This is a genomic window from Pedobacter sp. 10L46_2 (genome assembly GCF_056395165.1).
The window spans coordinates 20406-27128 of the sequence record NZ_JBFTIZ010000098.1 but is presented as its reverse complement, the minus strand read 5'-3'; the positions used below and the strand labels follow the sequence as shown (position 1 = coordinate 27128).

The 6723-nt window shown below is 37.4% G+C and carries 4 protein-coding genes and 1 tRNA gene; 1 reads left to right on the top strand and 4 read right to left on the bottom strand.

Features of this window, described 5'->3' with window-relative positions:
- Nucleotides 1–222: 222 nt before the first annotated feature.
- The 4 genes from AC1DDX_RS12725 to AC1DDX_RS12710 form a co-directional block, all read right to left on the bottom strand.
- Complete coding sequence (locus AC1DDX_RS12725) at nt 223–405, bottom strand: hypothetical protein (protein WP_172660290.1); 183 nt, start codon at nt 403–405, stop codon at nt 223–225.
- On the bottom strand, nt 395–1570 hold the full coding sequence (locus AC1DDX_RS12720) for a PepSY-associated TM helix domain-containing protein (protein WP_288883933.1): 1176 nt from the start codon (nt 1568–1570) through the stop codon (nt 395–397). The genes AC1DDX_RS12725 and AC1DDX_RS12720 overlap by 11 nt, the downstream gene beginning before the upstream one ends.
- Before the next feature lie 3 nt (nt 1571–1573).
- Nucleotides 1574–4015, bottom strand: coding sequence for a TonB-dependent receptor (locus AC1DDX_RS12715; protein WP_288883932.1), 2442 nt, complete (start codon nt 4013–4015; stop codon nt 1574–1576).
- 258 nt (nt 4016–4273) lie between these two features.
- Nucleotides 4274–4347, bottom strand: a tRNA-Arg gene (locus tag AC1DDX_RS12710).
- Nucleotides 4348–4791: 444 nt separating this feature from the next.
- On the opposite strand from AC1DDX_RS12710, the gene AC1DDX_RS12705 reads away from it, so the two are divergent.
- Nucleotides 4792–6714 carry a response regulator gene (locus AC1DDX_RS12705; RefSeq protein ID WP_477622114.1) on the top strand — a complete coding sequence of 641 codons (1923 nt, stop codon included), beginning with the start codon at nt 4792–4794 and terminating at the stop codon, nt 6712–6714.
- The last annotated feature ends 9 nt before the right edge of the window (nt 6715–6723 follow it).

Sequence of the window (6723 nt, the reverse complement as noted above, 5' to 3'; positions counted from 1 at the left end):
GTTTGGTAACTCCCGTTTTGTTTGGGACTGCAAAGGTAGAAATCTTTTTCTGTTTTGCAAATCTTTTTTGAAACTCTTTTTCACCTTCCTTTTTCACTGTTTCCCTTCCTCCGAAGCGGGATGCAAAAGTAGGAAAATTCAGCCACCACGCAAACATTTATACACTATTTCTTACAAAATATCCCTAACTCACTAAACCACAACCAGAAAAATTAGAAAGACCTATTTAAAATACTTTAATCCGTACCTAAACATAACATAAACCGGAATACTTAAGGCAATCCATGACACGATATGCCATACTCCTACTCCCATTATTGCTGATAACAAGCCTAAAATTGTTATCACTCCCAGTAAAATAGGGATACCCCATACTTTGAAAAACACGTTATTATTATTCTTCATTCTCTTGAACAGTTGATAAGGTGAGCGATTCGGCTTCTCCCATAAGCCTTTTAAGTTGGGCCGACTTCGCCTTGCGCCTGGCAAGCCAAAGGTAAATTCCGGAAATCAATACAATAATAGTAGCGATATCGAAAATCGCCCAGAGTATCTTCATCGGCATACCCCCATAGTCACCAAAGTGAAATGGCTGGGAGATAAAGATTGTTTTCAAATACCATGGCAGATCTCTCATGTCTGTCAATTCCCCAGTTTTGGCATCTATTAACGCCGGTTTGATAATCCTTGAAGTTAGCGGAGTAGTTCCAATCATGTACACTGCGTAATGATACTTACTGGAGTAAAGTGTTCCCGGATAGGCAACAAAAGAGACATCCATTCCGGGAGCGGCTGCCTTAGCTGTCTTAACAGCAGCATCCAAAGAACTTAAAGTTCCTGTTACCTTAGGTTTATTCTTATATCCCGCAACCATTTCGGCAAGCTGACTAGCCTTCCACTTGTCCAGCGCTGGGTCAACCAGGGTGTTTATCACACCTGTAAGTCCAACAACCGATGCCCAGGCCAGTGTTACAATTCCAAACAGGTTATGCAAATCCAACCACCTTAATCTCGATGATTTCTCTGTCCTGATCATTCCGAAATCAAAACGCTTCATAATCGGACCATATAATACTATACCGGAAACAATAGCAACAATAAAAAGCAGCCCCATCAGCCCCAGGAAAAGTTTACCGGGTATGCCCGCCAGCATTTCTACATGCAGGTAATACATCACCAGCATAAAATCCATTTCATTGGGCGGCGTGTCCATTACCTTACCAGTATACTCATTCATCCTAAGGTAATGATCTCCTTCAATGGGCGCCTCACTTGAATCGGCCACAACAACAAACATTTCACCAGGATGCTCTTTTACATCCCATGACACATACTTTATTGCCTTTACGGGTACGTGTTTTAAGGCCTCATGCAGTACAACATCTTTTGACAATTCTGGAGTTCCAGGAGGAACAGCAGGCATTTCTACTTCCTTGCCCAGTAAATGATCAATTTCCTCATAAAATATCAGAGGTAAACCAGTCAGGCATAGCATGAGCAAAAAAACCGTACAAATAAGACTGGTCCATTTATGAACTTCAAACCATTTTTTTATTGTTTTAGCCTTCATAAGTTAAAATTTATAAGCAAAACTTGCCGCAAAGTTCCTTGGTTTTTGTGGATTAACAGACCAGTAACCAATGTAATAATCTTCATTGGTCAGGTTATTCATATTAAAGGTAAACCTATATTTGTCTGAGTTGTAAAATAAACTTGCATTTAACAAGGTATAGCTTGGCAATTCAAAAACTCCTGTTACACTATTATCTATTACCTTATATACACCAGCATAGTTTCCACCTAACCCGATCCCGAAATCTTTTAATTTACCGTATCCAAATTTATAAGTAGCCCATAAATTTGCCAGATCCTGAGGTCCCTGACCACCTGGTGCACTTCCTACTTCGTTGTAAAAATCAGTGGGCTCACCTGTGTTTCCTTTAAGCACTTTAATTCTGCTGTGACTAACTCCTGCAACGATATTAAAACCAGGAAAAGGATTTGCACTTAAATCCAAATCAAAACCCTTGCTTCCTGTTTTTCCACCTTGCACGGAAGAAGTTGGTGTATCATAAACCCTGTTTGCAACTCTGATATCATAAACAGAGAAAGTGGCAAACAACTTATCAGAAAAGAAATTAGCTTTCACTCCTACTTCCCATTGATTAGCTTGCTCAGGTTTAAATGATTTTACGCCCAGGCTTACTTTATTCTCGTCAAATACTTCACGTGGCGCTACATTAAAGAACGCATTCATGTAATTCGCAAAAATCGACACCTTATCCAGTATAGGCTGATAAACAACCCCAAATTTAGGCGAGAAGGTTAATTGATTATAATCATCTTCAGTATCTTTAAGATCACCCTTGGAATCAAAATAATCCATCCTTAAGCTAGCCATAACACTTAATGAAGGAGTAAAATTAAGAACGTTTGATACATAAGCGCTGGAGGTACTGTTCTTGATATTGGTACGACTTCCTGCTCCTGCATCCGCCAGCGCATTATCAACCAAAGCTTGCGTTAAATATACCGGAGGAATTTCTTTTCCATCTTTATCAAATTCAACTTCACTGTTCTGAGGTGTAACCTGTCTTACTAAAGCCCAAGCCGAGCCATTGTCAATTACATTGCGGGTATAATAATCCAACCCTATCAAAACTCGATTCCTCAGACTTCCGATTTTAAAATCGCCATTAAAATTCTGCTGTATATCAGTTGTATTAGTGGTTTGTTGTTCTTTATGGAAATACTGGTCAAAATAATTGTCCCTGTTCGCGCCCCCCATATTCAGGTATGCATCATCCCAGATATAGGTATAATAGCCATCTGATTTTACGTTCCCTCTGGAAACCACAGTTTGTGAAGTCCATTGATCTGATAGTTTATAAAGCATCTGACCTTGCAAATTATATCTTGGATTTTTTATAGTCAGATCGTTGCTGGTGAAAGACAAGTTCCTGTCTAGGTTTAGCTCTTTTAGGTTTTTAAAGATGAGCGTTGTATCTCTATTAGTATTAAAAAAGACTGGAGGAGCAGCCCTTTCTTCCTGTAAAATTTCTGTCAATACCTGAAAGGAAAGCCTATCATTTACTTCATAAGCCAAACTAGGTGCTATGTAGAAAGACTTTTTAAATCCGGCATCCTGAAAACTGTTTTCTGTATGGTAGGCAGTATTAATACGCATTGCAATTTTTTCAGTTTTGCTCAAAGGCATATTTATATCTGCAGTTACCCTGTTCAAACCAAAACTACCCAGGTTGTAGGCTACTTCACCGCCAAACTCATAATACGGTTTTTTAGTAATGGTATTGATAATCCCTCCATAGCCATAAAAGCTTGCTCCAAACAATGTCCCAGAAGGTCCTTTCATCACTTGTATCTCTTCCACACTTGCCGGATCAAGGTTTCCACTGGTCAGGCCAGGTAATCCATTGATCAGACTTGGCTGCGCTTCAAAACCACGGAGCGCAAAATAAGAGGCTCCATCACCTCCCCTTCCTGTAGATTCCCATGTTCTTGCGATTCCGGGAATATTCCGCATCGCATCATCATAGTTACTAATCGCTTGCTGTTTTAATATTTCAGAAGAAACAGAACTATAAACCTGTGGATTCTCCAGATTTTTTAAAGGCATCTTAGCAACTGCAGCAGTTACTTTGTTAGTATTTCTGGAAGAAATGATTACTTCTTGTAATTGATCGGAATTCTCATTCAGTACAAAATCAGCAGATACAGTTTCTCCCGATTTTACTTCAATAGCCTGTTCTTGTTTTGCCAGACCAATAAATGTTGCAGTCAGAATATATTTGCCTGTTCTAATATTCTTTAGCTCATACGATCCTCTTTTATCTGTTAAGGCTGTTTTACCTGTTCCTTTAATATTTACAGTTACAAGTTCTGCGGGTTTTCCATCGGAGGTTTTTACTGAGCCACCAATATTTCCAGTCTGCGCAAATGACAGACTTGCAGAAAATAAGAGCAAAATAATACAATTGGTAAAAATTCTTATCATAGTTGAAATTTGTTTGATCGGCACAAACCTACTATTTAAAATAATTCTAAACAATATTATTTAAAATTATTCCAAACAACAGCCTTACACGCTCCTTTTCAAGTATTTAAGATTTAAATCGATAACTTGTAATGATCTTTAAATATTCTGGATCGAAGCCCTATTAGCTCCTGACTAAATCAATATTTAAAAAATAGAGGCAAAAAAAAAGACGACATCTGGAGCAATGTCGCCTTTAATTAAGAAATAAATTTCTTGTACCCTGGAAGGGATTCGAACCCCTGACCCACGGTTTAGAAAACCGTTGCTCTATCCAACTGAGCTACCAAGGCCTTTCCCCTTAAGGAGCGCCAAAGATATAAAAACATGCGAATAAGCGCAAATCTATTTTGATAATTTTCTAAAAAAATCGCATTAAAAAAATATACGCAAGATTACCAGCCACTTAACAAATAGCCTAAATTCAGGTATTTTACTTTCCAATAACTATACCATTACTGTCACTATTCAAAATAAGTTAGCAACCCATAAACTTCCAATTTTACTGGCTTTAAAATGAGGCATGGATGTTGTATATCTAAGGTATATAAAAATAAGAAAAACGTGTGTTTTATCCGACAACCAAGGCAAAAACCTTCATCCCGAACAATTCCTACAACAATGCTATTTATTTGCAGGCAGAAAACGGGGAAGTTTTGCTACGATTAGAGGATTACATAACAAGTCGACACAACTAACCAAATAATTACAAACTTTAAATCTACCACTACCTACCTATGGATAATGACGCTCATAATTTGCAATCGCTGGTTGAAGCACTTGATGATGTAATTCTGGAATTAACCGAACAATCTGTAATTAAGCGGGTTTGGACAAAAGATAAATCTAAATTGTTCATGCCACCCGAATTCTTTATCAATAAGAGTATCCCGGAAGTTTTTGGCAAGTTTGGAGATATCTTTATTGACTGCATAGTCAGATTACTTAGTACTGGAGAAAGACAACAATGCATCTATCCAGATTTTGACCCAACTAAGTCGCTATGGTATTGTGCTAAGTTTCAAAAAATCGATTCCATTAATACTGATGCCAGGATAATCTGTATCATTGAGGATATTACAGCTAAAAAAGAGATGACCGATCAGCTTGAAAAGAATAGCTTAGAGCTCAAAAGGATCAACAACTTGCTAGAAATAGGTCATCAAATTTCAAAAATGGGTGGTTGGGAATATGATACGATAAGTAAAGAAGTATTTTTAACGAATCAGATCTACGAAATCAACGAATCAGATCCGCATATTGTAATCAATAGTATCAATGTCCCACAATCATTTGACAAAGAGAATAAAACAAAATTATTAAAAGCGCTGAAAAATTCGCTTGACAAAAATATTGCCTTCGACATTGAATTAGAGCTCATAACAGCTAAAAGGAATAAAAAATGGGTAAGGATCTCAGGCGTTCCAATAATGGAAAACAACAATGTTCGATTGTTCAGAGGAATATTGAAAGATATTACAGACATTAAAAACAACCAGCTGGAGCTTATTGAGGCCAAAAATCTTGCTGAACAAATTGCCAGAAAAAGGACAGAGACGCTTTCCATTATGAGTCATGAGATTCGGACTCCTTTAAATGCAATTATTGGCATCAGCAATCTCTTGGATCAGGCAACATCTTCAAACAAGGATATAAAAGAGTATGTGGATCATCTAAGATACTCTTCTAATCATTTATTGGGGCTTATAAACGACATATTAGATCTGGAAAAGATTGAAAGTAAAAAGATGCAATTAAATGAAGCCCCTACAAATCTGATATCACTTATAAATAATGTCTACAAGCAGTTTCTACCATTCGCTAAAAATAAAAGCCTTGCCCTAAATTTCCATCATGATTACAAAACACCTGAGTCCTTAATGATTGATGATCTCAGGCTAACAAGGATATTAAATAACCTATTGGCTAATGCCATCAAATTTACCGAAAAAGGAGAGGTTAGCATCACCCTAAAAACGCTTGTCGATCAAGRCGATCATGCATCTATCCTTTTTAAAATCTCCGATACTGGAATTGGAATTCCTGAACATCTACATAATCTGGTATTCGACAAGTTTCATCAGGTTCACCAGGATTCCCACAGGCAACAAGAAGGAAGCGGATTGGGACTTAACATTACCAAAGGTTTAGTAAGGCTTTTCAAAAGCGAAATTCGCTTAATCAGTAAACCGTCCATAGGATCAATATTCGAGTTCCAAATTGACTTCAAAAAGGCCTTACCAATACTAAAGGAAAAGAAATCAAACGCATTCGAATTTGATTTCCCTGCCCTACCTGATTTTAAGTTGTTGATTGTTGACGATAATCCTACAAATTTACTCGTCGCCACCCGCCAATTAAGTCGTTTTGGGATCAATGCTAATAAAGCGGACAATGGCTATACTGCCATAGAATTTCTAAAAAAGGAAAAGTTTGATGTTGTTCTTGTAGATCTGCACATGCCGGGTATGGATGGTTATCAGCTATCTAAATACATACAAGAAACCTATCCGGAAACCAAAGTAATCATTTTTACTGCCGATGTACTTGAAGAAGTGAGACTTAGGCTTAAAGAAATGGGCATTCTCTATATTCTCTCTAAACCATTTAAACCAGAGGAAATGTTCGAACTCTTTTTAGAAGTACTTGAGGTAAAATAATTCATAACT